Origin of the sequence: Psychrobacillus sp. FSL H8-0487, from assembly GCF_038008385.1 — a bacterium.
GTDB lineage: Bacteria > Bacillota > Bacilli > Bacillales_A > Planococcaceae > Psychrobacillus > Psychrobacillus psychrotolerans.
This window is the reverse complement of sequence record NZ_JBBOZA010000001.1, coordinates 91,323-117,310: the sequence shown is the minus strand read 5'-3', so window position 1 is coordinate 117,310 and position 25,988 is coordinate 91,323. Positions and strand designations below refer to the sequence as shown.

Genomic DNA, 25,988 nt, shown 5'->3' with positions numbered 1-25,988 from the left:
ATGTCCTATATGACACTTGTCATACTTATGACTTGACGTTTATGCCTACTACTAATTTGTGATTTTCCTTATTATTAAGGTAATAGTTCTTACTAGGAGGAATAAAATGAGCAGAGAAAAAACACTCGCATTACGTAAAAACGTAAAACCCTTTGAAAACTCAGAGTTAAATAAGAGTATTATTCAACTAATCAACACTATCCCACCATTTTTCATCTTATGGTTTTTAGCTTATATAAGTTTAGATGTGTCCGTTTGGCTAACCGTTGCTTTGTCTGTTATCGCAGCAGGGTTTGTCGTTCGAGTATTCATCATCTTTCATGATTGTACACATGGTTCTTTCTTTAAAAATAAAAAAGCCAATGATATTACTGGAACAATCACCGGAATCATTACGCTTTTTGCCTATGAAAAATGGAAACGCGAACATAATATCCATCATGCTACTAGTGGAAACCTAGACAAACGCGGTGTCGGCGATATTTGGATGATGACCGTTGATGAATATATAGAAGCAACACCAATGAAAAGACTTTCCTATCGTTTATATAGAAACCCGATCGTAATGTTCGGTTTAGGACCAGCGCTACTTTTCTTAGTAAGCAATCGTATAAACCGTAAAGGTGCCCGCGGAAAAGAACGCAACAATACGTATTTAATCAATATATCTGTAGTTGCTATTTATGCGTTAATGATTTGGTTAATTGGATGGCAAGCATTTGCGATTATCCAAGGAACAATACTTTTCGTAGCTGGTTCATTAGGAATTTGGTTATTTTATGTTCAGCATCAATTTGAAGATTCTTATTTTGAAGATGAGTCAGAATGGGATTATGTAAAAGCAGCTATAGAAGGAAGCTCTTATTACAAGTTGCCACGTGTTTTACAATGGGTAACTGGAAATATCGGATTCCATCATGTGCATCATCTAAGTCCACGTGTTCCTAACTATAACTTAGAAAAAGCGCATGACTCTACACCACCTTTACACCAAGCTACTACGATTAACTTGCGTAAGAGTTTGGAGTCTATCCACTTCCGACTATTCGATGAGGACAATAAAAGTTTTGTTAACTTTAAAGAGATAAAACATTTATTAAATAATACTAAGCAAAATACGAAGTTGAACTCAAAAAACTCAACATTTGAAAGTAAGTAAAATTCTGCAAAAACCATTCCCAGAATTACCTAGGAATGGTTTTTGCATTATAATGAATATAACTATACATAGGTAAGAAGGTGAAATACATGTCCAAATGGTATCAAATATTCCCCAAATATCCTTGGCTAAGTATTTATGCTTGGATTGTTTTTTGCATTTTTCCATTCTTTTTTATATTTAGATCTACAACTCCTTTAGAGATTGTTATTGGTTTAGCACTAACCTTACTATTTTTCATTGCCTATCGTTCATCCTTTTCTACTAAAGGTTGGTTACTATATCTCTCCGTTGCACTACAAATTTCCATCAGTGTTTGGATGACCTACCTATACGGTTATATATACTTCTCTATTTTCTTGTCCTTTTTAATCGGGAATATAAAGAGAAGATTTAGCTTCTTTGTTATTTATAGTATTCATCTAGTTGCTACAATTGTGGCCGTTATTATCGGATTTTTTACCCAAACTGAGTTATTTCTATCCCATATGCCGTTTCTTATCATTTGTTTGATAGGTGTTATTTTGTTGCCCTTCAATACATATACTCGAAACCAACGAGAAGCATTAGAGGACCAACTAGAAGAAGCACAAATAAAGATTTCCCAGTATATTATTATTGAAGAAAGAGAAAGAATCGCGAGAGATTTGCATGATACGCTTGGACAAAAGCTCTCGCTGATCGGACTTAAAAGTGATTTAGCGGGTCGATTGATCGAAAAAAATCCACAAGCCGCTAAAATAGAAATATTGGATATCAACCAAACCGCGCGTTCTGTCTTAAAAGAGGTTCGAGAATTGGTTACAAATATGCGCGGAACTAAACTTGAAGATGAACTTTTCCGGATCAACCAAATACTAAAAGCTGCACAGATAGAGTGTACGGTAACTGGTACACCTAAATTAGTAAATACTCCATTGCTTGTAGAAAATGTACTTAGTATGTGTTTAAAAGAAGCAGTAAATAATGTAGTGAAACATAGTAGAGCATCTACTTGCTCTATTTCTATCAAACAATCAGCGAAAGAAACTCTACTAAAAGTGTATGATAACGGCCAAGGTATGGGAGAGAAGGTAAATTGGTCTAAGGGGCATGGCCTACGTGGCATGAAAGAAAGACTTGAATTTGTAAATGGAACCTTAGATATTCATTCGAAAAATGGAACTACACTGAATATACGGGTACCCAATGTTATACAGCAACCCAGTCAGGAGGAATAGACATGATACGAATTGTCATTGCAGAAGATCAACGAATGGTGCTAGGAGCTCTTGGTTCACTACTCGATTTGGAAGAGGATATGGAAGTTGTAGGTAAGGCCAATAATGGTGAAGAAGTATTAAAACTGATTGAACAATTGCAACCAGATGTTTGTATTATGGATATTGAGATGCCTATTAAAACTGGACTGGATGCCGCAGAAGAACTAAAAGAAAATGATTGTAAGGTAATCATTTTGACCACCTTTGCAAGGGCTGGATATTTTGAGCGTGCACGCAAAGCAGGCGTAAATGGGTACCTATTAAAGGATAGTCCAAGTGAAGAGCTAGCAAATTCTATTCGTGTAATTATGGATGGTCGTCGAATATACGCTCCTGAGCTTGTGGATATGGCTTACGAAGAAGAAAATCCTCTTACAGAACGTGAAAGTCAGGTTCTCGAGTTAATCGCAAATGGAAAAAACACAAAAGAAATTGCCGGCGAACTATTTATCACAACGGGCACGGTCCGCAATTATATCTCCGTTATTTTAGATAAACTAGACGTTGGAAATCGAATCGAGGCCATTTCTAGATTTAAAGAAAAAGGATGGTTTAAATAGTAATCGTAAAAGCTTAAAGCACTCTGCTTTAAGCTTTTTTTGTTATGGACTAAACTTTTTGAGAACTCGCAGGGTATATATAGTGAAGGGAGTGAAAAAGCGTACATGAATGATGACATCTTAGAAGACATTAGAAACGGTAGCCTTGATGCTTTTAAACAGTTTTACGATATGTATGAAAACTATGCGATTAGAACAGCAAAAGCAATAACAAGAAATGACGAACACGCAAAGGATGCTGTGCAAGAAGCTTTTATAAGAGTTTATCGCAATATATCTTCCTACAACTCCACTCTTCCGTTCGATGCATGGTTTTATCGTATTTTAGTTAATGAATGTTATCGTATTTTATCAAAAGAAAAGAAAAATACTCCAATCGACACTTCTACAATGGAAAATAAGGAACAGCTGAGGGAGCATTCAAAAGAAAATTTGTCCGACTTGTATAGCATGATTCAAAATATGACTGACATATATCGCATTCCTATTTTACTCAAATATATAAAAGGATTTTCTGAGAAAGAAATTGCTACTATCCTCGATTTGAATCAGAACACTGTGAAATCGAGGCTTTTTAACGGAAGAAACTTGTTAAAGACTCAATTAGAATTGCTGGAAATGGAGGGAAGTTAAAAATGGACCAATTAGATGAACGAGTTAAGAAAGAAATTTTAGACCATACGAAAGATACTCCTTCTGCATTAAAAGATGATATTTGGAGCCAAATAGACCAAGAACTCTTCCAAACAAAAAGCAAAAAAGAGAAGAAAAAGAAATCCAAAATAATTCCAATCGCTATTGCTGCGGCAGCTGGAGTAATGATTCTATTTAGCACACAAACGGAGTCAGGTAATGCCTTTATTAAACAAATAAATGATATGTTCGTTCCGGAAAAAGAGATTATACAAAGTATTGAAGGAAACGACGAAGAAACTAATGTAAATCTACAAGAAGGGAAGGATTCCAACTATATTATCTATATAGATGAAGACCGCTATAAACTTGTACCAGGTGAAACGTCTGATATTATAACAACCAAAGAGCCACTAGAAAAAAGGTATCCCGAAGTCTCAATGGAAATTAAACAGTATACAGATATCACTCCTCAAGAAATGGTCATGACCCTAGAAACAGACCTTGCTTCGGAATATACAAAGGTGACAGAAACAGAATCTGTGTCTGATCCAGTAGAAGGTTTTAAATTACACGGTATTAGCGGATCAGAATGGAATAGTCCTGTAACAAATGTATACGTTGTAGATAATTTAAAAGGTGGAAGCTTTGTCATTACAGAGAAATATTTTTTAGAAGGAGCGGAAGGCCATGGCACAAGATTTTATGCTATGCTGCAAGAGTTTAAGATAGTAGAGTAAGTTTAAAACTTCTCCACCAGGGTATTTAAATAGTAGAGTATAAAAACTGAAGGAGGAATTTACATGAGTGGATTATCTGACAAAGTTAAAGGTGCCGTAAACAAAACAAAAGGTGAAGCAAAAGACCAAGTTGGAAATGCAACCAACGATCATAAATTACAAGCAGAAGGTAAAGTGGATAAGTTAAAAGGTGAAGTTCAACAAGAAGTAGGAGAACTAAAAGACCGCTTCGACCGTAAAGATAAACACTTATAAAAGCAAGACCGCTGGCTAAGTAAATTATTCAGCGGTCTTTTCTTTTTAGATACTTTTTAATGTCACAACGACGATCTCAGGTGAATTGAATATTCTAAACGGAATTGCACTATTACCCAATCCCCTACTCACAATCATATGCGTACTGTTCTCGGTATACATTCCAGCAGTGTATGTTGGGAAAAAGCCTTGTCCTGGTGCCACTAGTCCCCCAAGTCCTGGAAGTCGAAACTGCCCACCATGTGCATGTCCAGTAAAAACAACATCCATTTTGTTCTCTACATAATCTTGAAAAGTCTCAGGTCGATGGGAAAGTACGAGAGTAAATAAATCATTATCCGCAAATTGACTTAAAGCCTCGCTCACTAAAACTCCATTTAGAGGATCTTCGATACCAATAATTCGAATGTCTTCCCCTTTATGTTCTATTATTTGTTCTTCATTAGACAGTACATTTACGCCAAGTTCAGTTAAGGAATTCTTTATGTTCTCGGTGTCATTGGTAGCGATTTCGTGGTTTCCCGTTACGTAATAAATGGGAGCAAAATCTATAATCTGCCTTACTAATTCTAAACTTTGGTCCAAATTATATCGGTTACTATCAACTAGATCTCCTGTGATAAAAATAAGTTCTGCTTTTGTTTTCTTTATCTTTTCCACTAAGTTCTCCTGATTTTCTCCAAAGGTTGCATCATGTAAGTCAGAAATCTGCAGGATTTTCACTCCATCATAACTCATAGGAACTTTATCTGATTCTACAATAATTTCGGTAGTTTGAATCCTACTATTACTTATGTACAATAAAGTAATAACCACTACGATTAACATTAACAGTTTCTTCATTTATTTTCTCCTAGTATCGTGGACTCTTTATACCTACTCTGTAACCCAAATGTTCATTTTTCATTAGCTCTTTTACAGTGAATAAGGCAGTATCTCCAGTGGTAGTTTGCACAGCACCCTCTGGCAGGTAATCTCTCATTACAATGTAATCATCTGTAGAAGCTCCAGTCGGTAAATAGGTTGGACAAACAATTGTCCAGTCGAGTGCAGTATCTTTTAATATATTGAAAACTTTATGGTGTTCTTGGGCAGCCGTTATCGATTTACGCTTAGATTCAGATGATTGATAACGGAGCAATCCCGGTTCTGCTCTACTATTCAATATTCCCGCAGTACCAATTGTAATAATCCGCTTTAGCTGCTGTTGGTGCATAATGGGAACTATGTGTGAGGTGAACTCTGTTAATACACTTGTTTTGTCGGTTCCAAGTGCACTTATAATTGCATTTACTCCTAGCGTAGCTTTTACAATATCTGCACTATTTTTTGCGTCGCCTTGTAGGACGGATAATTTAGCATGAGGTTGCATCTTTTCAGGGTTTCTTACCATTGCAGTAACTTCTATACCCTGTTCTAATAATAACGTTAGAATAGCATGTCCCACACGTCCAGTGGCTCCAAAGAGTGCTACTTTCATCTATTTCATCTCCCTTAAAAAGAACTAATCTTATGTTTTTAGTTAGTTTCCGTCTAGTACTAAACTTCTCAAGTTACTTCTTCAGTATATAAAGGCAAAGAACGCCTTTATATGAAATCCTTCCAGTGCTAGTCAGGGCTTCCATAGGCGCTTTCGCTTTTCTTTATTATAACATCAAAAAGAGTATTCCTTCTTTTACAAAGGAATACTCGGTCGTGTCGAACTATGCTATTTCCCAGGAAATACTCAATAACTATTAAAAGAAGAAAAAATAAATGCAAATACTACTCCATAAAAAATAAGCATTAATACAATACAGATTGCCATCCAGATTAGTGAAGCTCGTGCGTAGTTACGTCTTGGGTCTGGATTTCCAAAACCCCAAATGAACAGCATAACAATATTAACAATTGGAATAATGAGTATAAGCATGGTAATTAACCAATCCCCAACTGTCATCTCATTACTAGTCTTTTCAAAATTATCATATCGCTGTTCTTGCACTTTCTCTAAAGAATCCACCAAATCCCCCCTTTTTCGACTTTCACATACTTTAGTGCCTACTTTATTATTATGACATAGCCCTAGAAAAAGACTACTTTTTTAAGAATTATTCTATTTTCAGTAGACTCATTGGAGTAATAATCCCGATCAATTTATTGCTTGCTTTTCCATCTTCTGTTATGAGCAGTGCTTCTAAGCGCCTCCCACGTGTAACAGAAGATTTAAATATATCTACTGCCTCAAAAACAGATGCTTTCGATTGTATAAATCGGTGATTATCTCTATTGCTTTCATGTGCCAGTATTTCTGATAACATTGTTCTCTTTCTTGAGAAGGAATCTGAATCCACTTTACTTGCCATCCACTTAGTTATGCCTACAGGGGTGATTAAACCTTTAAAAGTATTTCCCTTATATACTGGGAATTGATTGTACTTTTTATCTTTGATTACTTTTAGGGCATAGCTAAGTGAATCGGTCTCTTGAAAGATCGTCACATTTGTCTGGAACATTTGAGCTACTGTAATTGGCTTAGCTAATGCCCCTTCAATTTCCTCCATTTTTTTTACAACGTCATCATGAGGTTCAGCAATAGCGTATTCCAATGAGGTACGATGGTGTATAATGGCATTTCTTAAATCACCAAATTCTCGTAAATCTGCCTCATACCGTCTGATAATGGCATTTTTCTTTTTAGCAAAATCAATTAATCTAAAAAATGCCATATGTTCATTCGTACCAAGAAGATCTTTCATCAATTGGTCTATTCGGTTGTAGGATACAATAAATTTATCAGAGTTACGAGCCACCATCTTAAATCACCTCATTATTATATTTTTGCCTTTGATACATTTCTTTTTGTTATAAAAGCTGCTCCGACGATTAATAGTACAATTATCACCAATGTTACAATCAAACTCCAAATATAAGGTGTATTGTCTATACTGCTACTTAATATTTGTCCCGCATACATTGGTAACTTCCATGGTGAAATAGTCCAGTAAGTACCTAAGAGACCATCTACTAACGGTACAATTATGAGAAAGAAAATCGATGTAACAGAAGCAACTCCTGTAGAAAAAGCTGCACTGCTACAAATAACAATACTAATGGCAAACAACAACCAAATACTGTATGTTCCTAAGAACCCAATAAATGCTGCCGTCTCTACTGCTCCATATAAAATATACGTGTAATAGAGATTTGCCAACAGACCTATACATGCGCTTCCTACTATTAAGATGCCCATAATAGCTAACTTACTAAACACGTATGCGTTATAAGAAATTGGTCTTACATATAACATAGTTGCTGTTCCGTTTTTGCGCTCCCTAGCAATGATACCGGCAAACCCAAATGCTATGATTAACATTCCGATAAACTGATATTGCCCTACAGTTGACATAACAATTTGTTCTGGGGTGTACTCGGGAAGCTGAAACACCATATCACTTGGCATATTTCCTACCGTATTTAAAATTTGTGGCAAATAATAATAAGTCAAAGGTTCAGAAATACCAAACAGGATAAATACAAGCGGTATCCATAAAATTTTGAAATTCCGTACATTTTCACGCCACTCTTTTTGAAATAGTATTGAGAAGTTACTCATGTTTATTCACCACCTGCAAAAAGATTTCTTCTAAACTAGCCGATGCTCGCTCAACCTTCGATAAGCGTAAATTGCTATTAGCAAGTACCTGTAATACTTCATTCATTATCGGCTTCTTATCTTCCAGATGGACAAAGGCAACCTCATTTTCCTGTCTAGCAGGCCATGGGCTAATTTCGACAAATTTTGCTGCTTCTTCCGTATCAGCAAATAAGATTCTATACTGGGGATTTGCGTATTTGTCTCGCACTTCCTTTAAGGATCCTTGCTCAACTAATTCCCCTTTTCTTAAGAACAATAACTGGTCGGTCATTTCTTCGGCGTCATTTAAAATATGAGTTGAATATAAAATAGTCGTATGTTCTTGTAGTTCTTTCAGTAAATTCAAAACTTCACGTCTACCCATCGGATCTAATGCAGATACAGGTTCATCTAGCAAAAGCAAACCAGGTTTGTGAACGATTGCTTGCGCTAACCCAAGTCGTTGCTTCATGCCCCCAGAAAATGTTCCTACTTTCTTGTTTTTAGCATCTGCTAGACCAACAAAATCTAATGTTCTAACTGACTGAGATTTAATCATTTTCCCATCTATTCCACTTAACTTCGCTACCATCTCGATAAATTCAAGTGCTGTTAACCACGAATAGAACTGAGGATACTGAGGCAAGAAGCCAATTTCACTTCTAATATCTCCTTGTATGTCTCCATCAATAACTACCGATCCGCTAGTCTGTTTTAATAACCCCGCTAGTATAGACAGAGTGGTTGTTTTCCCAGCACCATTAGGACCAATCAAAGCCGTTGCAGTATTTTTATATAACGAAAAAGTAACTTGATTTACCGCTTTTTCTTTGCCATATTCCTTTGTTAGTGCCTGTACATGTAGAAATGTTTTCAATCATTTCGCCTCCCCAATATAAAATACACAACAGGACCAATAATATTAATAAAAACAATGATAAGTGCCCACATCCACTTTGGTCCATTGGTGCTCTTGACACGTACTAGATCGATTAATGCGACCACTACTAATAATAATTGAATTACTAGAACAGGTAAGATGAGGTTCCAAGGTATTGAATTCAAGTCCATTGCTATTCCTCCTTTTCTCTTTCTATTCTACTATATATAGAACAGGAAGGTTTCATTTATTTTTTTAATTTTCCTATTATTTATAATCCTAAGTAGTCAACAAGTCTATTTAGACAACTTATGGTATAATTACGAGTTGGAAGGTGAACATTAAATGGAAATATTAATCAGAAAAGCTTACAAAGAAGACGCAGCTCAGGCTATTCCTCTTATCATGGAGGCTATTGGAGACATCTCTATGCAGATGACTGGTGAAACAGAAGAAGTAGCCATTACCAAAGAATTTATCCACCTATTTACACGGACTGATAATCGACATTCTTATTTAAATACGTATATTGCAGAACTGAATGGTCATGTCGCGGGTGTACTGGTATTTTATAATTCGGAACAGGCAATTAGCCTTGATGCAAATTTAGAAGCTTATCTTTCTAACAAAAAAGGTGCTGCTGTCACTATAGATCCGGAAACTGCCCCGGGAGAATGGTATATAGACACGGTTGTAGTTAATCCAGCCTACCGTGGTCATGGCATAGGCACGAAATTATTGAGTTATGCTGAACATTTAGTTAAAAGTTCAGGTGGCGGTAAGCTAGCCTTGAATGTGGAGATGGAGAAAGATGCAGCAATTCGCTTGTATAATCGTCTAGGATTTGTTACCCTATGTCCTTGGACAATTATTGGTGAGCCTTTTCATCATATGGTGAAAACAGTAGTTGCAAATTAAAGGAGAATTTTTTATGAAATTATGGATCTACCCCCTAATGGTTGTGTTTGCTGCAAGCAGTTACGGGACATTATCAACTATGGTTAAACTAGCAATTGGAGATGGCTATACGGCTTCAGAAGCAATTTCTAGTCAATATATCGTTGGATTTCTTTTAGCATTATTAATATATCTGTTAACACAACGAAAACTGCCTCGTTTAAATGGAGGCTTTAAGATTATTTTATTGGCAGGTGTATTTACCGCTACAACAGGAATTGTGTACGGGATGTCTCTCATATACTTACCTGCCTCTCTTGCAGTTGTTATGCTTTTCCAATTTACATGGATTGGAACACTAATCGATTGTATTATTAGAAAAAGACTTCCATCTAGAGCAGAAACTATTTCTCTTATTATCTTATTTATAGGAACTATTCTAGCTGCAGGAATACTAGATGTCGACTTAAGTGGAATTGACTGGAGAGGCTGGGTTTATGGTTTAGCTGCTGCCGTTTCTTTTTCCTTAAATATGAATGTCAACACAAAGCAAGTAGAAGGTATGAATACAACAACTCGTCTATTATTCGTCTCTTTTATCGCAATGATTATGATTGCCATCTTCCAAAGTCCAGAAATTATGTGGAATGGAAAACTGTTTACAGAACCACTATTGTTTTATGGACTAGCTCTTGGATTAATGGGTATCATCATCCCAATTTACTTCTTTGTAATTGCAGTTCCTAAAGTTGGCGGTGCGGTTTCTTCCATATTAAGTGCAATGGAGTTGCCAGTTGCCGTTATCGTATCAGTTATTGTGTTAAGTGAAGCTCTTTCTATATTACAAGTAGCAGGAATAGTGATCATTTTATTGGGAATGTGTATTCCATCGTATGCCGATAATCGAAAAAACAAAAAGCTGAAGGTTAATATATAACCTCCAGCTTTTTTTTATTCTATTTCAATTGTAAAAGTCACGAGTACAAAGACTGCAAAGCTCAGCAATAAAGTAGATCCACCAATAATATACGCAACTAATGCAAACGTTTCGTTTATATTGAACGGTTGGATGAACTGTAGGTACATTCCTGCCGTTAAACCAATTGCCCCAATTATAGCTGACCACCCGTGAAGCGCAACAAGCTTAGGAAACTTCACTTTGTATAATTTATAAAATAGTCCATACACAAACAATGATAACCATCCTACCAATAATATATGGGCATGAATTGGACGAAGTGCATATGATCCCGCACCTGCCATATGAGAACCAAGATACGCTCCCAATAATCCAAATAATGCTCCTGCTCGAACTAGTCGTATACTCCATCTTTTTTGCATATTCATTTCCCCCTATTTTTCGTTGTAATTGTTAATAACGCAGGTAATAATAACGGTCGAACGATAAACGTATCCAACAATACCCCAACTGCGACAGCGAAACCAAATAGTTTAAGCTCTATAACTGGCTGTGATATTAAAACGGCAAAGGTAGCCGCAAGTATTAATCCTGCTGAAGAAATAACACCACCTGTTTTTTCCACAGCCTTCGCAATTGCCATTCGTTCATCATACTGTTTTCGTTCTTCTTTCAACCTACTCATTAACATAATTGAGTAATCTACACCTAGTGCTACCAAAAAAACAAACGTGTAAAGTGGGATTCGATAACTAAAAGACATATATCCGTAAAATAACTCAAAAATCCATGTGGAAAATCCTAAAGCTGCTCCGAATGACAACAAAATAGAGAATATCATCAACAAGGATGCCCGAATAGAACGAGATTGAAAGACTAGTATTAATCCGATTAATAACGTCATCAACCCCATTACAAGTAAGGTATCTCTATTATTAATCTCTCGGATATCTACTTGTTTCACTGTCTCACCACTTACTAAAACCTGGCTGTCTTTCAATTCAGCCCTTATTGTTTCGACCTCATTCAAAGCCTCCATACTATAAGGGTTTGCTTTTAAAATGATGGAAAACTGTGTGTATAGATCGCTTTTGGAAGGAGATGGTCGTACCTCACTTATTAGTGGTCTACCTTCTATCTTCTCTCGAATATTGGCAATAGTATTCTCATCTTTTGACTTTATGAGAATTGTTGTTGGTGCTATTTCCCCATCGGAAAATGCATCTCCAAGTTTCGCAAAGCCTTCTCTAGAAGATAACTCCTCTGGGAATGATGCCAATAAATCGTATGAATAGGAGATTGTTGTTACATGCCACGTACCAATACCAAGCAGTAACAGAATTGGTATTGCTACTTTCCATGGTTTGCTAGTACTAATATATCCGACATTTCCCCAAATCTTTGTTGTTTTTTCTACTTTTTTCGGTGTTTTTACTACTGCAAACAATGCTGGCAATAATGTAAGCCCTGCGATTAACATAATAACTATTGCAATCGCAAACACTGGAGCAAAATTTCGATATGGTTCATAAAGGGCAAAAGCAAGTGTTGAAACACCTACCAAAATAGTTCCACCACTATAAAGAATGGTTTCTTTCGTTTTAGTAAGTGCTATCTTCATGTCTTGCTCTTCTTTATATCTCGCATATACCAATAGGGAATAATCCGTTATCACGGCAAACAACAAGATCGTCATAATTGACAGTGCCTGGCTTTCAATCGTAATAGATGTGAACTTACCAGTAAGACCAATAATTCTATCCACTACTCCATACACTATCCCTGCTCCAATTAAAGGAATAATAGCAAGTATGAATGAACGATAAATAATAATTAGTAGGATAAAAATAATCGCTACTGTAGCTAGGAGTAAAACTACATCTGCTTCTGAAAATAGCTCAATTGTATCGCTTGCGATTCCAGCAGGTCCAGTATAATAAATATTAAAATCAGATGGGATAATGTGAGATACATTACTCTTTATTTCTTCTACTTTTTTATGAATCTCTTTGCTTTCTAATTCTCCTTCTAAGATTAAAGGCACAAAAAATGTTTTTTTATCTTCAGACACAAAAGAACCTCTTTGCTCCAAAGGAATTTTAGAAAACTTCGGTATACTAGCATAATTTTGTTCCATTAATTCTAATACGCTTTGAATTTCCTCCTCAGTATTTTCCTTTTTACTCTCAAAAACAATGATTAGAGGTATTCCTTCATTACTAGAAAAATTTTCTTTTATAACTTTATCTGCTTGAATCGACAAAGAAGTTTCTGGAAGTCCACCATTTTTTGATGTACTTGCTACTTCTTTACTGGAAGGAGCAAAGAACGAAAGTAATCCTAACACTATAAGCCAACTAACTATAATAACTAGCCAGTTCCGTTTATTTTTCATAACTGTACCTCCTATTGTATTTCCTTATAAGAGGTACTATACAAGTTGAAAGTGAACGGAAGATGAACAGATAATTACAGCTTGTTTAATCGGATAATTACTTTGGTTCCATGAGGTACAACACTTTCAAAAGAAAGAATACCTTCATGTGATTGTATAACTTCCTGAACAATCGCTAGGCCTAGTCCACTTCCCTCAATCTGAGTAGAACGAGCCTCATCCTCTCTATAAAATCTTTCAGTCCATTGGTTATATTTAGTATGCTTACTCCCACTTCCCGTGTCCTGAACAGTGACAGTTACAAATTCTTCTCTTTCTTCTAAAGCAATATGTATTTCCCCAGGAGAGTGATTATACTTTATAGCATTAGAAATAATATTTTCCCAAACATACTCAAGCATTTCACTATCACCGTATATAATTACAGGTCTTAACTTTATATTAATAGATATCTCTTTTTCATCCAGTAGCCACCTAAATTTTTGAATGACTTGTTTTAACTGAATATCTAGTGAAAAAAATTCTTTTTTTGTACGGCTGTGAGCTTGATCAAATGAAGTAAGAACTAGTAGCTGCTTCATAACATTTGAGAGCCGCTTGGATTCTTGTTGAATAATTGTAACGTACTTTAAATGATCAATCGGGTTTAGATCTCCCTCTTTTAATAAATGAGCATATCCTTGTATATTCAAAAGTGGTGTTTGAAAGTCATGGGATACTCTGGAGATGAATTCCTTTTTGTACCGATCAGTTGCATCCAGTTGCTTGGCCATATTTCGAACGCTATCTGCTAGTTGTCCTATTTCATCTCGCTGATATACCGGTAACTCTGATTGGAAATCTTCATTAGCTATTTTATTTGTTGCTATCGTCAATTTAGTTAACGGCACAACCATTATTTTAGCCACTACCAACATCGCTATCACACTTAAAATAATCATTATCGCCACTAATCCACCTAATAACAGATGAATTTCATTGAATAAGAATTTAATATTCGGTCGTTGAAATAAAGCATAATTTTCCCCTCCGTAGGTAAACGGGACACCAACCGTATTAGTTAATTCATTTGAAAAATAACCTGTTATAAAAGTTTCTTTAGGAAACTCTCTCATACCATGATAAGTTTCCCCACTTAAAACACTTTCAACAATTGTCTGATCAATTTTCTGAACTCGAAATTCACCCCCGTAAGCTCTTTTAAACCCATTTTCGCCTACGACGTATAACTGATATCCCGTATTGCCTAATGAGTGGAGAAGAGGATCCAGCTCACTATTAGACATATTAATACTTTCAACAATTGATCTTGCGACTAATACATTTTTTTCATCATTTTTCTCCTTAAGATTGTGGTGGTAATACGTATTTACTACCATAAATCCCAACGTTCCACTAGCGATCATTATCAACAAGGTCATCCACACGAACTTACTATATAAAGTTTTCATCATATAGACTCTTCCAACTTATAACCCACGCCACGGATAGTAGTAATCTGTACAGACGTTTCTAGTTTAGTTAGTCGCTCTCTTACCCTTTTTATATGAACACTTAATGTTTGTTCATCTCCTTCAAAATCAATTCCCCATACTGTTTCTATTAACTGATCTCGAGTAAACACCTGGTTTGGTTTAGAAGCCAACTTAGATAGCAACTCAAACTCTTTTAATGGTAAAACTAAAATTTCCTCTCCCACTAGTACTTCAAAGCTTTTACGATTGATTAACATATTACCAAAGCGGATGTTCACATCGCTTGTTTTATCATACCTTCTTAAAATAGCGCGTATACGAAATAACAATTCCTTAGGTTCAAAAGGTTTTACTAAATAATCATCTGACCCAGCAATATATCCTTTTTCTTTATCTTCTAGTTTTCCTTTTGCTGTTAAAAGCAATACAGGAATATTGTATTGTTCTCGTATTAACCTGGTTAGTTGAAGGCCATCCATAACAGGCATCATGACGTCAATTATTGCGAGATCTGGAAGTTGACGTTCCAACATATGTAATCCCTCTGTTCCATTTACAGCTTTAATAACACGGTACCCAGATTGAGATAAATAAATCGAAATTAGTTCAAGTGTATGAATATCATCGTCTACTGCTAATATTACTGCCACTTTAACCCTCCTATATAAATGTAGTTACTACGTATTGTGTCTGTTTAATTGTAATACAGCAAGTAGTTAGTAGGGAAAATATAGAAGTACTTTAAAATAGACGTAAAAAGCCGTTACCATTTTGCTTAGTAACGATTGCTTTTTACTGCCCATCGTACCCTACTCTAACAAGAGAGACCCCGGCTTTTATTGGAGACAAAGCTTAACCACTATGTCCCGGGCTACAAAAGCAGATAGACGGCAGATTTCTTCTATAGAGGAACTGACTGCTGCTAACTTTTGGGGCGTATGTGTAAGGGAAAGGATTTTTATAGTAGAATGGGATGATGATACCTACTACTTTACTTCTGACTATAATTAATGGAGGGGATTAAATGAACATTGAGAAAATATATAGTGATTTACCTACCCTTGAAACAGAACGTCTTATTCTTAGAAAAGTCACGAAAGAAGATATTGAAGATATGTATTTGTACGGTTCAGATGAAGAAGTATCTAAGTATGTAACTTGGAATACTCATGAAACAATAGCGGATACAAAAGGTTTTGTTGAATTTGTATTGAATAAATATGTAAATAAGCAGGTGTCACCGTGGGGAATTGAATATAAGGAAAACGGAAAATTTATCGGGACTATTGATTTTGTTTGGTGGCAACCAAATCATAAAATTGCTGAAATCGGATATGTTATTTCTAGAGACTATTGGGGAAAAGGCCTAACTACTGAAGTAGCAAAGGAATTAGTAAAGTTTGGCTTTGAAGAAATGGATTTGGTTCGTGTTCAAGCAAGGTGTGATTTAGAAAATATTGCTTCAGCACGAGTAATGGAAAAAGCAGGAATGACTCTTGAAGGAATAATTAGAAAAGGTATATTTGTGAAAGGAGAACATCGAGATTTAAAAATGTACTCTATCTTAAAAGAAGAGTTTTAATGATCTCGCTGAAATTCCAGAATGCAGATATATTGCTAACTCACTTGGTGTGCATTTTTATTACAAACAGTATTGGTTCCCACATATTCCATGAACACTAGCTAAGATTAACATTCATTCTATTGTTAAAGAATTTGAAAACACACTAAATCATAAATATGTAAAAAGAAGTCGTTACCGATTTTACTCGGTAACGACTTCTTTTAGTGCCCAGCGACGTCCTACTCTCACAGGGGGAAACCCCCAACTACCATCGGCGCTGAAGAGCTTAACTTCCGTGTTCGGTATGGGAACGGGTGTGACCTCTTCGCCATCATCACTAGACCTTATTAACTTGAAAGACAATACTTAGTATAACACAACTTGAAAATAATTCAAGCTATTGTTATATTTTTTTTATTCTTTCAAAACTGGATAAACGACATTGTTACGTTAAACAAATTTGGTTAAGTCCTCGATCGATTAGTATTCGTCAGCTGCACGTGTCGCCACGCTTCCACCCCGAACCTATCTACCTCATCGTCTTTGAGGGATCTTACTTACTTGCGTAATGGGAAATCTCATCTTGAGGGGGGCTTCGTGCTTAGATGCTTTCAGCACTTATCCCGTCCACACATAGCTACCCAGCGATGCTCTTGGCAGAACAACTGGTACACCAGCGGTGTGTCCATCCCGGTCCTCTCGTACTAAGGACAGCTCCTCTCAAATTTCCTACGCCCACGACGGATAGGGACCGAACTGTCTCACGACGTTCTGAACCCAGCTCGCGTACCGCTTTAATGGGCGAACAGCCCAACCCTTGGGACCGACTACAGCCCCAGGATGCGATGAGCCGACATCGAGGTGCCAAACCTCCCCGTCGATGTGGACTCTTGGGGGAGATAAGCCTGTTATCCCCGGGGTAGCTTTTATCCGTTGAGCGATGGCCCTTCCATGCGGAACCACCGGATCACTAAGCCCGTCTTTCGACCCTGCTCGACTTGTAGGTCTCGCAGTCAAGCTCCCTTCTGCCTTTACACTCTTCGAATGATTTCCAACCATTCTGAGGGAACCTTTGGGCGCCTCCGTTACACTTTAGGAGGCGACCGCCCCAGTCAAACTACCCGCCTGACACTGTCTCCTACCCGGGTTACGGGTATGGGTTAGAATTTCAATACAACCAGGGCAGTATCCCACCGACGCCTCCTCCGAAGCTGGCGCTCCGGGCTCTAAGGCTCCTGCCTATCCTGTACAAGTTGCACCAAAATTCAATATCAAGCTATAGTAAAGCTCCACGGGGTCTTTCCGTCCTGTCGCGGGTAACCTGCATCTTCACAGGTACTATAATTTCACCGAGTCTCTCGTTGAGACAGTGCCCAGATCGTTACGCCTTTCGTGCGGGTCGGAACTTACCCGACAAGGAATTTCGCTACCTTAGGACCGTTATAGTTACGGCCGCCGTTTACTGGGGCTTCAATTCGCACCTTCGCTTGCGCTAAGCACTCCTCTTAACCTTCCAGCACCGGGCAGGCGTCAGCCCATATACTTCACCTTACGGTTTTGCATAGACCTGTGTTTTTGCTAAACAGTCGCCTGGGCCTATTCACTGCGGCTCTTCTAGGCTATGAACCCAAAAGAGCACCCCTTCTCCCGAAGTTACGGGGTCATTTTGCCGAGTTCCTTAACGAGAGTTCTCTCGCTCACCTTAGGATTCTCTCCTCGACTACCTGTGTCGGTTTGCGGTACGGGCACCTTTCACCTCGCTAGAGGCTTTTCTTGGCAGTGTGAAATCAGGAACTCTAGACATACGTCCTCGCCATCACAGCTCAATGTTATAGAATGCGGATTTGCCTACATTCACACCTTACTGCTTGGACATGCATAACCAACAGCATGCTTACCCTATCCTTCTGCGTCCCCCCATTACTCAAACGGTGGTTTGGTGGTACAGGAATATCAACCTGTTATCCATCGCCTACGCCTATCGGCCTCGGCTTAGGTCCCGACTAACCCTGAGCGGACGAGCCTTCCTCAGGAAACCTTAGTCATACGGTGGACGGGATTCTCACCCGTCTTTCGCTACTCATACCGGCATTCTCACTTCTAAGCGCTCCACCAGTCCTTCCGGTCTGACTTCAACGCCCTTAGAACGCTCTCCTACCACTGATACCAAAGGTATCAATCCACAGCTTCGGTGATTTGTTTAGCCCCGATACATTTTCGGCGCAGCGTCACTCGACCAGTGAGCTATTACGCACTCTTTAAATGATGGCTGCTTCTAAGCCAACATCCTGGTTGTCTAAGCAACGCCACATCCTTTTCCACTTAACAAATACTTTGGGACCTTAGCTGGTGGTCTGGGCTGTTTCCCTCTTGACTACGGATCTTATCACTCGCAGTCTGACTCCCAAACATAAATCATTGGCATTCGGAGTTTGTCTGAATTCGGTAACCCGGGATGGGCCCCTAGTCCAAACAGTGCTCTACCTCCAAGATTCTAACGTTTGAGGCTAGCCCTAAAGCTATTTCGGAGAGAACCAGCTATCTCCAGGTTCGATTGGAATTTCTCCGCTACCCACACCTCATCCCCGCACTTTTCAACGTGCGTGGGTTCGGACCTCCAGTAAGTGTTACCTTACCTTCATCCTGGACATGGGTAGATCACCTGGTTTCGGGTCTACGACCACATACTCATTCGCCCTATTCAGACTCGCTTTCGCTGCGGCTCCGTCTTCTCGACTTAACCTTGCATGGGATCGTAACTCGCCGGTTCATTCTACAAAAGGCACGCTATCACCCATTAACGGGCTCTAACTACTTGTAGGCACACGGTTTCAGGATCTATTTCACTCCCCTTCCGGGGTGCTTTTCACCTTTCCCTCACGGTACTGGTTCACTATCGGTCACTAGGTAGTATTTAGCCTTGGGAGATGGTCCTCCCAGATTCCGACGGAATTTCACGTGTTCCGCCGTACTCAGGATACACTCAAGAGAGAATGAATTTTAGACTACGGGGCTTTTACCCTATCCTGCGGACCTTTCCAGATCGCTTCGTCTAACTCATTCCTTTGTAACTCTATGTAGAGTGTCCTACAACCCCAAAAGGCAAGCCTTTTGGTTTGGGCTATTCCCGTTTCGCTCGCCGCTACTCAGGGAATCGAATTTTCTTTCTCTTCCTCCAGGTACTTAGATGTTTCAGTTCCCTGGGTGTGTCTCAGATGCGCTATGTATTCACGCAAATGTACTGCTCCATTACGAACAGTGGGTTTCCCCATTCGGAAATCTCCGGATCAAAGCTCACTTACAGCTCCCCGAAGCATATCGGTGTTAGTGCCGTCCTTCGTCGACTCCTAGTGCCAAGGCATTCACCGTGCGCCCTTATTAACTTAACCTAAAAGTTAAAAAGTCTTACACGTTGTGATTACGTAAATAATCACAACAGAATTTCTTGTTGTTTATTGTTTCAATGTCGTTTTATCCAGTTTTCAAAGAACAAATTGTAATCTTTGGTGGAGCCTAGCGGGATCGAACCGCTGACCTCCTGCGTGCAAGGCAGGCGCTCTCCCAGCTGAGCTAAGGCCCCGAAACAAAAAAAGGGTATGGTGGGCCTAAATGGACTCGAACCATCGACCTCACGCTTATCAGGCGTGCGCTCTAACCAGCTGAGCTATAGGCCCTCTTTGAATTTCCATATATTAATATGAACATTCAAAACTGAACTGCAAAACGTTAAGATACGAATAAAGATTCGTATTCCGATATTATCCTTAGAAAGGAGGTGATCCAGCCGCACCTTCCGATACGGCTACCTTGTTACGACTTCACCCCAATCATCTGTCCCACCTTCGGCGGCTGGCTCCCGTAAGGGTTACCCCACCGACTTCGGGTGTTACAAACTCTCGTGGTGTGACGGGCGGTGTGTACAAGGCCCGGGAACGTATTCACCGTGGCATGCTGATCCACGATTACTAGCGATTCCGGCTTCATGTAGGCGAGTTGCAGCCTACAATCCGAACTGAGAACGGTTTTATGGGATTTGCTCACCCTCGCGGGGTTGCGACCCTCTGTACCGTCCATTGTAGCACGTGTGTAGCCCAGGTCATAAGGGGCATGATGATTTGACGTCATCCCCACCTTCCTCCGGTTTATCACCGGCAGTCACCTTAGAGTGCCCAACTAAATGCTGGCAACTAAGATCAAGGGTTGCGCTCGTTGCGGGACTTAACCCAACATCTCACGACACGAGCTGACGACAACCATGCACCACCTGTCACCGCTGTCCCCGAAGGGAAAAGCCTATCTCTAGGCCGGTCAGCGGGATGTCAAGACCTGGTAAGGTTCTTCGCGTTGCTTCGAATTAAACCACATGCTCCACCGCTTGTGCGGGCCCCCGTCAATTCCTTTGAGTTTCAGTCTTGCGACCGTACTCCCCAGGCGGAGTGCTTAATGCGTTAGCTGCAGCACTAAGGGGCGGAAACCCCCTAACACTTAGCACTCATCGTTTACGGCGTGGACTACCAGGGTATCTAATCCTGTTTGCTCCCCACGCTTTCGCGCCTCAGCGTCAGTTACAGACCAGAAAGCCGCCTTCGCCACTGGTGTTCCTCCAAATCTCTACGCATTTCACCGCTACACTTGGAATTCCGCTTTCCTCTTCTGTACTCAAGTCCCCCAGTTTCCAATGACCTTCCACGGTTGAGCCGTGGGATTTCACATCAGACTTAAAGGACCGCCTGCGCGCGCTTTACGCCCAATAATTCCGGACAACGCTTGCCACCTACGTATTACCGCGGCTGCTGGCACGTAGTTAGCCGTGGCTTTCTAATGAGGTACCGTCAAGGTACGAGCAGTTACTCTCATACTTGTTCTTCCCTCACAACAGAGTTTTACGATCCGAAAACCTTCTTCACTCACGCGGCATTGCTCCATCAGACTTTCGTCCATTGTGGAAGATTCCCTACTGCTGCCTCCCGTAGGAGTCTGGGCCGTGTCTCAGTCCCAGTGTGGCCGATCACCCTCTCAGGTCGGCTACGCATCGTCGCCTTGGTGAGCCGTTACCTCACCAACTAGCTAATGCGCCGCGGGCCCATCCTGTAGTGACAGCCGAAACCGTCTTTTAACATCTCCCCATGAGAGGAAATGGATTATTCGGTATTAGCCCCGGTTTCCCGGAGTTATCCCAATCTACAGGGCAGGTTGCCCACGTGTTACTCACCCGTCCGCCGCTAAATCAGAAGAAGCAAGCTTCTTCGTCATTCGCTCGACTTGCATGTATTAGGCATGCCGCCAGCGTTCGTCCTGAGCCAGGATCAAACTCTCCATAATAGTTCACTTCCAGTATGCAGAGCACATTGAAAGCGAACAAATTAGAACTAGTTTAAAAGCTCATTTTGTTTTGCTGGCATCATCATTAAATGATGTCCAAAATTGTTTTGCTATCATCCTAACAAGTTAGTTGAAAGCTATGTTTCTTAACGTTTTGCATGTTCAGTTTTCAATGTTCATGGTGGAGCCTAGCGGGATCGAACCGCTGACCTCCTGCGTGCAAGGCAGGCGCTCTCCCAGCTGAGCTAAGGCCCCGAAAATAATAACTGGTCGGGAAGACAGGATTCGAACCTGCGACCCCTTGGTCCCAAACCAAGTGCTCTACCAAGCTGAGCTACTTCCCGTTATATGGTGCGCTCGGCAGGACTCGAACCTGCAACCTCTTGATTCGTAGTCAAGTGCTCTATCCAATTGAGCTACGAGCGCAATGTTTCAAAAAAGTGGTGCCGAGGACCGGAATCGAACCGGTACGGTAGTCACCTACCGCAGGATTTTAAGTCCTGTGCGTCTGCCAGTTCCGCCACCCCGGCACTTTAGTGAATCTTTGGAGCGGAAGACGAGGTTCGAACTCGCGACCCCCACCTTGGCAAGGTGGTGTTCTACCACTGAACTACTTCCGCTCGGTTATTAAATTAAATGGTGCGGGTGAAGGGAGTCGAACCCCCACGCCTTGCGGCGCTAGATCCTAAGTCTAGTGCGTCTGCCAGTTCCGCCACACCCGCAAAAAATATAATTCACTATAAAAAGTGATGAGCCATGTAGGATTCGAACCTACGACCCTCTGATTAAAAGTCAGATGCTCTACCAACTGAGCTAATGGCTCGAAAAAAGTGGTGCCGGAGAAAGGACTTGAACCCTCAACCTACTGATTACAAGTCAGTTGCTCTACCAGTTGAGCTACTCCGGCAGGAGTAAATATATGGTGGAGGATGACGGGCTCGAACCGCCGACCCTCTGCTTGTAAGGCAGATGCTCTCCCAGCTGAGCTAATCCTCCATGGGATATATAATTTTATTGCAAGCCCAGCGACGTCCTACTCTCACAGGGGGAAACCCCCAACTACCATCGGCGCTGAAGAGCTTAACTTCCGTGTTCGGTATGGGAACGGGTGTGACCTCTTCGCTATCGTCACTAGACTTGAATACTTTTGAAAGACATCTTTTATTATAACAACTCTGTAGAATAATACAAGAGTTATTTTAAAAAGTTTTATTCTTTCAAAACTGGATAAACGACATTGTTACGTTAAACAAAATTTGGTTAAGTCCTCGATCGATTAGTATTCGTCAGCTGCACGTGTCGCCACGCTTCCACCCCGAACCTATCTACCTCATCGTCTTTGAGGGATCTTACTTACTTGCGTAATGGGAAATCTCATCTTGAGGGGGGCTTCGTGCTTAGATGCTTTCAGCACTTATCCCGTCCACACATAGCTACCCAGCGATGCTCTTGGCAGAACAACTGGTACACCAGCGGTGTGTCCATCCCGGTCCTCTCGTACTAAGGACAGCTCCTCTCAAATTTCCTACGCCCACGACGGATAGGGACCGAACTGTCTCACGACGTTCTGAACCCAGCTCGCGTACCGCTTTAATGGGCGAACAGCCCAACCCTTGGGACCGACTACAGCCCCAGGATGCGATGAGCCGACATCGAGGTGCCAAACCTCCCCGTCGATGTGGACTCTTGGGGGAGATAAGCCTGTTATCCCCGGGGTAGCTTTTATCCGTTGAGCGATGGCCCTTCCATGCGGAACCACCGGATCACTAAGCCCGTCTTTCGACCCTGCTCGACTTGTAGGTCTCGCAGTCAAGCTCCCTTCTGCCTTTACACTCTTCGAATGATTTCCAACCATTCTGAGGGAACCTTTGGGCGCCTCCGTTACACTTTAGGAGGCGACCGCCCCAGTCAAACTACCCGCCTGACACTGTCTCCTACCCGGGTTACGGGTATGGGTTAGAATTTCAATACAACCAGGGCAGTATCCCACCGACGCCTCCTCCGAAGCTGGCGCTCCGGGCTCTAAGGCTCCTGCCTATCCTGTACAAGTTGCACCAAAATTCAATATCAAGCTATAGTAAAGCTCCACGGGGTCTTTCCGTCCTGTCGCGGGTAACCTGCATCTTCACAGGTACTATAATTTCACCGAGTCTCTCGTTGAGACAGTGCCCAGATCGTTACGCCTTTCGTGCGGGTCGGAACTTACCCGACAAGGAATTTCGCTACCTTAGGACCGTTATAGTTACGGCCGCCGTTTACTGGGGCTTCAATTCGCACCTTCGCTTGCGCTAAGCACTCCTCTTAACCTTCCAGCACCGGGCAGGCGTCAGCCCATATACTTCACCTTACGGTTTTGCATAGACCTGTGTTTTTGCTAAACAGTCGCCTGGGCCTATTCACTGCGGCTCTTCTAGGCTATGAACCCAAAAGAGCACCCCTTCTCCCGAAGTTACGGGGTCATTTTGCCGAGTTCCTTAACGAGAGTTCTCTCGCTCACCTTAGGATTCTCTCCTCGACTACCTGTGTCGGTTTGCGGTACGGGCACCTTTCACCTCGCTAGAGGCTTTTCTTGGCAGTGTGAAATCAGGAACTCTAGACATACGTCCTCGCCATCACAGCTCAATGTTATAGAATGCGGATTTGCCTACATTCACACCTTACTGCTTGGACATGCATAACCAACAGCATGCTTACCCTATCCTTCTGCGTCCCCCCATTACTCAAACGGTGGTTTGGTGGTACAGGAATATCAACCTGTTATCCATCGCCTACGCCTATCGGCCTCGGCTTAGGTCCCGACTAACCCTGAGCGGACGAGCCTTCCTCAGGAAACCTTAGTCATACGGTGGACGGGATTCTCACCCGTCTTTCGCTACTCATACCGGCATTCTCACTTCTAAGCGCTCCACCAGTCCTTCCGGTCTGACTTCAACGCCCTTAGAACGCTCTCCTACCACTGATACCAAAGGTATCAATCCACAGCTTCGGTGATTTGTTTAGCCCCGATACATTTTCGGCGCAGCGTCACTCGACCAGTGAGCTATTACGCACTCTTTAAATGATGGCTGCTTCTAAGCCAACATCCTGGTTGTCTAAGCAACGCCACATCCTTTTCCACTTAACAAATACTTTGGGACCTTAGCTGGTGGTCTGGGCTGTTTCCCTCTTGACTACGGATCTTATCACTCGCAGTCTGACTCCCAAACATAAATCATTGGCATTCGGAGTTTGTCTGAATTCGGTAACCCGGGATGGGCCCCTAGTCCAAACAGTGCTCTACCTCCAAGATTCTAACGTTTGAGGCTAGCCCTAAAGCTATTTCGGAGAGAACCAGCTATCTCCAGGTTCGATTGGAATTTCTCCGCTACCCACACCTCATCCCCGCACTTTTCAACGTGCGTGGGTTCGGACCTCCAGTAAGTGTTACCTTACCTTCATCCTGGACATGGGTAGATCACCTGGTTTCGGGTCTACGACCACATACTCATTCGCCCTATTCAGACTCGCTTTCGCTGCGGCTCCGTCTTCTCGACTTAACCTTGCATGGGATCGTAACTCGCCGGTTCATTCTACAAAAGGCACGCTATCACCCATTAACGGGCTCTAACTACTTGTAGGCACACGGTTTCAGGATCTATTTCACTCCCCTTCCGGGGTGCTTTTCACCTTTCCCTCACGGTACTGGTTCACTATCGGTCACTAGGTAGTATTTAGCCTTGGGAGATGGTCCTCCCAGATTCCGACGGAATTTCACGTGTTCCGCCGTACTCAGGATACACTCAAGAGAGAATGAATTTTAGACTACGGGGCTTTTACCCTATCCTGCGGACCTTTCCAGATCGCTTCGTCTAACTCATTCCTTTGTAACTCTATGTAGAGTGTCCTACAACCCCAAAAGGCAAGCCTTTTGGTTTGGGCTATTCCCGTTTCGCTCGCCGCTACTCAGGGAATCGAATTTTCTTTCTCTTCCTCCAGGTACTTAGATGTTTCAGTTCCCTGGGTGTGTCTCAGATGCGCTATGTATTCACGCAAATGTACTGCTCCATTACGAACAGTGGGTTTCCCCATTCGGAAATCTCCGGATCAAAGCTCACTTACAGCTCCCCGAAGCATATCGGTGTTAGTGCCGTCCTTCGTCGACTCCTAGTGCCAAGGCATTCACCGTGCGCCCTTATTAACTTAACCTAAAAGTTAAAAAGTCTTACACGTCGTGATTACGTAAATAATCACAACAGAATTTCTTGTTGTTTATTGTTTCAATGTCGTTTTATCCAGTTTTCAAAGAACAAGCGTTGAATCTTCATATAAAAT

The 25,988-nt window shown here is 41.0% G+C and carries 20 protein-coding genes, 11 tRNA genes and 5 rRNA genes; 9 read left to right on the top strand and 27 right to left on the bottom strand.

Going from position 1 to position 25,988, the window contains the following annotated elements; translation table 11 throughout:
- Nucleotides 1-106: 106 nt before the first annotated feature.
- From MHI47_RS00615 to MHI47_RS00590, 6 genes are all read left to right on the top strand, one after another.
- On the top strand, nt 107-1,159 hold the full coding sequence (locus MHI47_RS00615) for a fatty acid desaturase (protein WP_093536670.1): 1,053 nt from the start codon (nt 107-109) through the stop codon (nt 1,157-1,159).
- A gap of 89 nt (nt 1,160-1,248) precedes the next feature.
- A complete protein-coding gene (locus tag MHI47_RS00610) occupies nt 1,249-2,379 on the top strand; it encodes an ATP-binding protein (RefSeq protein WP_340829016.1) in 1,131 nt (376 codons plus the stop codon).
- 2 nt (nt 2,380-2,381) lie between these two features.
- On the top strand, nt 2,382-2,981 hold the full coding sequence (locus MHI47_RS00605; RefSeq protein ID WP_093536674.1) for a response regulator transcription factor: 600 nt from the start codon (nt 2,382-2,384) through the stop codon (nt 2,979-2,981).
- Nucleotides 2,982-3,086: 105 nt separating this feature from the next.
- Nucleotides 3,087-3,614, top strand: coding sequence for an RNA polymerase sigma factor (locus MHI47_RS00600; protein WP_340829015.1), 528 nt, complete (start codon nt 3,087-3,089; stop codon nt 3,612-3,614).
- Between the two features lie 2 nt (nt 3,615-3,616).
- Nucleotides 3,617-4,354, top strand: a complete 738-nt coding sequence (locus tag MHI47_RS00595; RefSeq protein WP_340829014.1) for a hypothetical protein — start codon at nt 3,617-3,619, stop codon at nt 4,352-4,354.
- Nucleotides 4,355-4,417: 63 nt separating this feature from the next.
- A complete protein-coding gene (locus tag MHI47_RS00590) occupies nt 4,418-4,609 on the top strand; it encodes a CsbD family protein (RefSeq protein WP_093536676.1) in 192 nt (63 codons plus the stop codon).
- 45 nt (nt 4,610-4,654) lie between these two features.
- Here MHI47_RS00590 and MHI47_RS00585 read toward each other — a convergent pair whose 3' ends face one another.
- The 7 genes from MHI47_RS00585 to MHI47_RS00555 form a co-directional block, all read right to left on the bottom strand.
- Entirely contained in the window at nt 4,655-5,452 is a 798-nt protein-coding gene (locus MHI47_RS00585) for a metallophosphoesterase (protein WP_340761106.1), read from the bottom strand.
- Nucleotides 5,453-5,462: 10 nt separating this feature from the next.
- On the bottom strand, nt 5,463-6,089 hold the full coding sequence (locus tag MHI47_RS00580) for an NAD(P)-dependent oxidoreductase (RefSeq protein WP_093536680.1): 627 nt from the start codon (nt 6,087-6,089) through the stop codon (nt 5,463-5,465).
- A 246-nt stretch (nt 6,090-6,335) separates the two neighbouring features.
- Nucleotides 6,336-6,611, bottom strand: a complete 276-nt coding sequence (locus MHI47_RS00575; protein ID WP_245762664.1) for a hypothetical protein — start codon at nt 6,609-6,611, stop codon at nt 6,336-6,338.
- A gap of 88 nt (nt 6,612-6,699) precedes the next feature.
- Nucleotides 6,700-7,404, bottom strand: a complete 705-nt coding sequence (locus MHI47_RS00570; protein ID WP_093536682.1) for a CBS domain-containing protein — start codon at nt 7,402-7,404, stop codon at nt 6,700-6,702.
- Between the two features lie 17 nt (nt 7,405-7,421).
- Nucleotides 7,422-8,204: an ABC transporter permease gene (locus tag MHI47_RS00565; RefSeq protein WP_093536684.1), complete on the bottom strand. Its 783-nt coding sequence runs from the start codon at nt 8,202-8,204 to the stop codon at nt 7,422-7,424.
- The gene (locus MHI47_RS00560) at nt 8,197-9,102 is read right to left on the bottom strand and encodes an ABC transporter ATP-binding protein (RefSeq protein ID WP_093536686.1); all 906 of its coding nucleotides are present in this window, start codon (nt 9,100-9,102) and stop codon (nt 8,197-8,199) included. The genes MHI47_RS00565 and MHI47_RS00560 overlap by 8 nt, the downstream gene beginning before the upstream one ends.
- On the bottom strand, nt 9,099-9,296 hold the full coding sequence (locus MHI47_RS00555; RefSeq protein WP_093536688.1) for a PLD nuclease N-terminal domain-containing protein: 198 nt from the start codon (nt 9,294-9,296) through the stop codon (nt 9,099-9,101). The genes MHI47_RS00560 and MHI47_RS00555 overlap by 4 nt, the downstream gene beginning before the upstream one ends.
- A gap of 154 nt (nt 9,297-9,450) precedes the next feature.
- Here MHI47_RS00555 and MHI47_RS00550 point away from each other — a divergent pair, with 154 nt between their 5' ends.
- Nucleotides 9,451-10,023: a GNAT family N-acetyltransferase gene (locus MHI47_RS00550; RefSeq protein ID WP_340761102.1), complete on the top strand. Its 573-nt coding sequence runs from the start codon at nt 9,451-9,453 to the stop codon at nt 10,021-10,023.
- A gap of 13 nt (nt 10,024-10,036) precedes the next feature.
- Entirely contained in the window at nt 10,037-10,939 is a 903-nt protein-coding gene (locus MHI47_RS00545; protein ID WP_093536692.1) for an EamA family transporter, read from the top strand.
- 14 nt (nt 10,940-10,953) lie between these two features.
- On the opposite strand, the gene MHI47_RS00540 is transcribed toward MHI47_RS00545, so the two are convergent.
- The 4 genes from MHI47_RS00540 to MHI47_RS00525 form a co-directional block, all read right to left on the bottom strand.
- The gene (locus MHI47_RS00540; RefSeq protein ID WP_340767880.1) at nt 10,954-11,343 is read right to left on the bottom strand and encodes a hypothetical protein; all 390 of its coding nucleotides are present in this window, start codon (nt 11,341-11,343) and stop codon (nt 10,954-10,956) included.
- Between the two features lie 2 nt (nt 11,344-11,345).
- The gene (locus tag MHI47_RS00535) at nt 11,346-13,316 is read right to left on the bottom strand and encodes an MMPL family transporter (protein WP_340829010.1); all 1,971 of its coding nucleotides are present in this window, start codon (nt 13,314-13,316) and stop codon (nt 11,346-11,348) included.
- 74 nt (nt 13,317-13,390) lie between these two features.
- On the bottom strand, nt 13,391-14,770 hold the full coding sequence (locus tag MHI47_RS00530; RefSeq protein ID WP_340829008.1) for a sensor histidine kinase: 1,380 nt from the start codon (nt 14,768-14,770) through the stop codon (nt 13,391-13,393).
- Nucleotides 14,767-15,441 carry a response regulator transcription factor gene (locus MHI47_RS00525; RefSeq protein ID WP_093536698.1) on the bottom strand — a complete coding sequence of 225 codons (675 nt, stop codon included), beginning with the start codon at nt 15,439-15,441 and terminating at the stop codon, nt 14,767-14,769. The genes MHI47_RS00530 and MHI47_RS00525 overlap by 4 nt, the downstream gene beginning before the upstream one ends.
- 374 nt (nt 15,442-15,815) lie before the next feature.
- On the opposite strand from MHI47_RS00525, the gene MHI47_RS00520 reads away from it, so the two are divergent.
- The gene (locus tag MHI47_RS00520; RefSeq protein WP_340829006.1) at nt 15,816-16,373 is read left to right on the top strand and encodes a GNAT family N-acetyltransferase; all 558 of its coding nucleotides are present in this window, start codon (nt 15,816-15,818) and stop codon (nt 16,371-16,373) included.
- A 208-nt stretch (nt 16,374-16,581) separates the two neighbouring features.
- Here the strand turns inward: MHI47_RS00520 and rrf (MHI47_RS00515) are convergent.
- The 16 genes from rrf (MHI47_RS00515) to MHI47_RS00440 form a co-directional block, all read right to left on the bottom strand.
- A 5S ribosomal RNA gene (gene rrf, locus MHI47_RS00515) occupies nt 16,582-16,697 on the bottom strand.
- Nucleotides 16,698-16,815: 118 nt separating this feature from the next.
- Nucleotides 16,816-19,744, bottom strand: a 23S ribosomal RNA gene (locus MHI47_RS00510).
- 115 nt (nt 19,745-19,859) lie between these two features.
- Nucleotides 19,860-19,935, bottom strand: a tRNA-Ala gene (locus tag MHI47_RS00505).
- A gap of 17 nt (nt 19,936-19,952) precedes the next feature.
- A tRNA-Ile gene (locus tag MHI47_RS00500) sits at nt 19,953-20,029 on the bottom strand.
- 94 nt (nt 20,030-20,123) lie between these two features.
- Nucleotides 20,124-21,677 (bottom strand): 16S ribosomal RNA (locus MHI47_RS00495).
- Between the two features lie 179 nt (nt 21,678-21,856).
- A tRNA-Ala gene (locus MHI47_RS00490) sits at nt 21,857-21,932 on the bottom strand.
- A gap of 12 nt (nt 21,933-21,944) precedes the next feature.
- Nucleotides 21,945-22,021 (bottom strand) — tRNA-Pro (locus MHI47_RS00485).
- Between the two features lie 5 nt (nt 22,022-22,026).
- Nucleotides 22,027-22,103 (bottom strand) — tRNA-Arg (locus MHI47_RS00480).
- Between the two features lie 15 nt (nt 22,104-22,118).
- Nucleotides 22,119-22,207 (bottom strand) — tRNA-Leu (locus MHI47_RS00475).
- A gap of 15 nt (nt 22,208-22,222) precedes the next feature.
- Nucleotides 22,223-22,297: transfer RNA gene (locus tag MHI47_RS00470), tRNA-Gly, on the bottom strand.
- Between the two features lie 17 nt (nt 22,298-22,314).
- Nucleotides 22,315-22,399 (bottom strand) — tRNA-Leu (locus tag MHI47_RS00465).
- 28 nt (nt 22,400-22,427) lie between these two features.
- Nucleotides 22,428-22,500 (bottom strand) — tRNA-Lys (locus MHI47_RS00460).
- Between the two features lie 8 nt (nt 22,501-22,508).
- Nucleotides 22,509-22,584 (bottom strand) — tRNA-Thr (locus tag MHI47_RS00455).
- A 13-nt stretch (nt 22,585-22,597) separates the two neighbouring features.
- Nucleotides 22,598-22,673, bottom strand: a tRNA-Val gene (locus MHI47_RS00450).
- A gap of 24 nt (nt 22,674-22,697) precedes the next feature.
- Nucleotides 22,698-22,813: ribosomal RNA gene (rrf, locus tag MHI47_RS00445) — 5S ribosomal RNA — on the bottom strand.
- A gap of 120 nt (nt 22,814-22,933) precedes the next feature.
- Nucleotides 22,934-25,862, bottom strand: a 23S ribosomal RNA gene (locus MHI47_RS00440).
- Together the 16S, 23S and 5S rRNA genes with 11 tRNA genes alongside form the textbook arrangement of a ribosomal RNA operon.
- Between the last annotated feature and the right edge of the window lie 126 nt (nt 25,863-25,988).

Excerpts from the sequence above, each read along its gene's own strand:
- MHI47_RS00540 (WP_340767880.1), bottom strand. The coding sequence starts at position 11,343 with ATGCAAAAAAGATGGAGTATACGACTAGTTCGAGCAGGAGCATTATTT.
- MHI47_RS00545 (WP_093536692.1), top strand. The coding sequence starts at position 10,037 with ATGAAATTATGGATCTACCCCCTAATGGTTGTGTTTGCTGCAAGCAGT.
- MHI47_RS00605 (WP_093536674.1), top strand. The coding sequence starts at position 2,382 with ATGATACGAATTGTCATTGCAGAAGATCAACGAATGGTGCTAGGAGCT.
- MHI47_RS00555 (WP_093536688.1), bottom strand. The coding sequence starts at position 9,296 with ATGGACTTGAATTCAATACCTTGGAACCTCATCTTACCTGTTCTAGTA.
- MHI47_RS00550 (WP_340761102.1), top strand. The coding sequence starts at position 9,451 with ATGGAAATATTAATCAGAAAAGCTTACAAAGAAGACGCAGCTCAGGCT.
- MHI47_RS00530 (WP_340829008.1), bottom strand. The coding sequence starts at position 14,770 with ATGATGAAAACTTTATATAGTAAGTTCGTGTGGATGACCTTGTTGATA.
- MHI47_RS00565 (WP_093536684.1), bottom strand. The coding sequence starts at position 8,204 with ATGAGTAACTTCTCAATACTATTTCAAAAAGAGTGGCGTGAAAATGTA.
- MHI47_RS00595 (WP_340829014.1), top strand. The coding sequence starts at position 3,617 with ATGGACCAATTAGATGAACGAGTTAAGAAAGAAATTTTAGACCATACG.
- MHI47_RS00535 (WP_340829010.1), bottom strand. The coding sequence starts at position 13,316 with ATGAAAAATAAACGGAACTGGCTAGTTATTATAGTTAGTTGGCTTATA.
- MHI47_RS00615 (WP_093536670.1), top strand. The coding sequence starts at position 107 with ATGAGCAGAGAAAAAACACTCGCATTACGTAAAAACGTAAAACCCTTT.
- MHI47_RS00600 (WP_340829015.1), top strand. The coding sequence starts at position 3,087 with ATGAATGATGACATCTTAGAAGACATTAGAAACGGTAGCCTTGATGCT.
- MHI47_RS00570 (WP_093536682.1), bottom strand. The coding sequence starts at position 7,404 with ATGGTGGCTCGTAACTCTGATAAATTTATTGTATCCTACAACCGAATA.
- MHI47_RS00585 (WP_340761106.1), bottom strand. The coding sequence starts at position 5,452 with ATGAAGAAACTGTTAATGTTAATCGTAGTGGTTATTACTTTATTGTAC.
- MHI47_RS00590 (WP_093536676.1), top strand. The coding sequence starts at position 4,418 with ATGAGTGGATTATCTGACAAAGTTAAAGGTGCCGTAAACAAAACAAAA.
- MHI47_RS00520 (WP_340829006.1), top strand. The coding sequence starts at position 15,816 with ATGAACATTGAGAAAATATATAGTGATTTACCTACCCTTGAAACAGAA.
- MHI47_RS00580 (WP_093536680.1), bottom strand. The coding sequence starts at position 6,089 with ATGAAAGTAGCACTCTTTGGAGCCACTGGACGTGTGGGACATGCTATT.
- MHI47_RS00610 (WP_340829016.1), top strand. The coding sequence starts at position 1,249 with ATGTCCAAATGGTATCAAATATTCCCCAAATATCCTTGGCTAAGTATT.